The following is a 1,861-nucleotide window of genomic DNA, read 5'->3' on the forward strand; positions in this document are numbered from 1 at the left end:
CGGGTAATTATAATACAGGAATCAGGCATGTTTTTGATATAAGGGATTTTGAATGCAGCGGTACCATCAGCAAAACCCATAAAAGTAATTTTCAAATCGCCACTTGCAGTACGCAGAAATACATCATTATTATAAAAAAATAATGAAAAGATTCTGGGAAATTGTACTTTATCGGTGATTGTACGGATCTGTTCTGCCATCAGTGTACCTTTTTATCCAACTTTTCACAATTTTAGTACTACTGGACTGTTTTTCAATAATTTTTTTCTAACAAAAAATCCACACTTTGAATATACTTTATTTTCAATCAAGAAAAAAACTCATGAATCTAATTTTTTTCTTCTCATTGTTTTACTTTGTACCATCCCTCACTATTTTTTGAATTTGTCATTTCATTTGAATTTCCGCATCAATATATAAACTAATGTCAGGAGTGCTATACCAAAAGTCTACTTGTAACCTATTTTCATCATCCCTAGCTTATTGAATAATAAATATATGCATGTGTAGCTAAAATTGTATTTTACATAAAATCTACTATCTGACTAAATAAAAGTCAAATGTGCATTTTAATAATTAAAAACATGTACATTGATAAAAAAGATTAAATGTATGAAAAGTTACTTAAAAGCAGCATATATATTTTCAATTCTTCCACAACACATTAAAAGCCGCTTTCTAACTTCGCTTACACTTACACAACGAAGATTACTTGAAAAAGGCTTAAATGAAATTACAACATTATCACTACAGCAACAGATAGCTATACTCACTGAATTCATTAATTCTTGTGCAAAAGTATTACAACATCAAAAACACCTGCTAGATATAAGTATCATTATATCTTTTATCATTTTCTGTATCATTGTTCTTATATCTACAATAGTTTCCCATGGATGGGTTGCCATCCTGCAAACATTTCTATATATCATACAATTCGGAGGACTTCATGCACTGTGTACTCCCTTTATAATTGTACATACTCAAAGGGTTATGCACAAGCAAATTCTAGAGCTCGTAAAACCTTCTCATAGTATCTATGACCTTATCATGGGATTAGCTGCAGCAACTGCTATAAGAATAATATTTGCAATAACAATTCCACAGGATACTATAGCTTCTTCAAATATATCCTTCATTGCATTAATTTTTGCCATCACAGCGGTGCCGCTTTCCGAAGAACTTTTTTTCAGAGGTGTGCTATTTTTGCATGGAGGATCCCATTATGGATATATTCCATCGTGGTTTTTTGCTTCATTTATTTTTGCAAGTATACACCTGCCCCATACACCCCTTGAGTTTATGGTATATTTTGTGTGTAGCAGCATTTTATGTTTTATAGCTTATAAATTTTCGCTTTTTGCTAGCATCATTGCACACATGCTATCTAACACTATATTGTTTGTAATGTAATTGGTTCTTTAGGTAGTTGCAATTAACCGATAGTAGCTTCAGTAATACCCATGGCTATTACATAGTGGCAATTGCTAAATCTTTTAAGCTCATAAATATAATAACACCAATGGTATTTCCTTATGATATTTTATTTGCTGCCAAATAAAGAGAATAAACCGTAATTTGGATTTTAAAAAAATGCCACGGTTAGACTGGATTCTATATACTATTCATAAATGATAATTATACAGCAGGGAGATATAAGCTGATGGTGGTCCCTTTACCTTTAGCTGATTCAACATGGATAAAACCACCAGCGTTGGTAATAGTTGAATACACTATAGAAAGTCCCATTCCGGTGCCTATAGATTTATCTTTTGTGGTAAAAAATGGTTCAAATATTCGCTGCTGTATATCATAGTCCATGCCAACACCATCATCTGTAATAGAAATGATGGCATATTCA

The 1,861-nt window shown here is 31.9% G+C and carries 3 protein-coding genes; 1 reads left to right on the forward strand and 2 read right to left on the reverse strand.

Annotated elements, in window-relative coordinates; all coding sequences use genetic code 11:
• A partial coding sequence (locus N3F66_14995; protein MCX8125453.1) for a hypothetical protein occupies nt 1–200 on the reverse strand: 200 nt, incomplete at its 3' end.
• A gap of 412 nt (nt 201–612) precedes the next feature.
• On the opposite strand from N3F66_14995, the gene N3F66_15000 reads away from it, so the two are divergent.
• Nucleotides 613–1,413 (forward strand): CPBP family intramembrane metalloprotease, encoded by an 801-nt coding sequence (locus N3F66_15000; protein ID MCX8125454.1) that lies wholly within the window; start codon nt 613–615, stop codon nt 1,411–1,413.
• 225 nt (nt 1,414–1,638) lie between these two features.
• On the opposite strand, the gene N3F66_15005 is transcribed toward N3F66_15000, so the two are convergent.
• A partial coding sequence (locus N3F66_15005; protein ID MCX8125455.1) for a HAMP domain-containing histidine kinase occupies nt 1,639–1,861 on the reverse strand: 223 nt, incomplete at its 5' end.

It is taken from the genome of Spirochaetota bacterium, from assembly GCA_026414805.1.
GTDB lineage: Bacteria > Spirochaetota > UBA4802 > UBA4802 > UB4802 > UBA4802.

Excerpts from the sequence above, each read along its gene's own strand:
- N3F66_15000 (MCX8125454.1), top strand. The coding sequence starts at position 613 with ATGAAAAGTTACTTAAAAGCAGCATATATATTTTCAATTCTTCCACAA.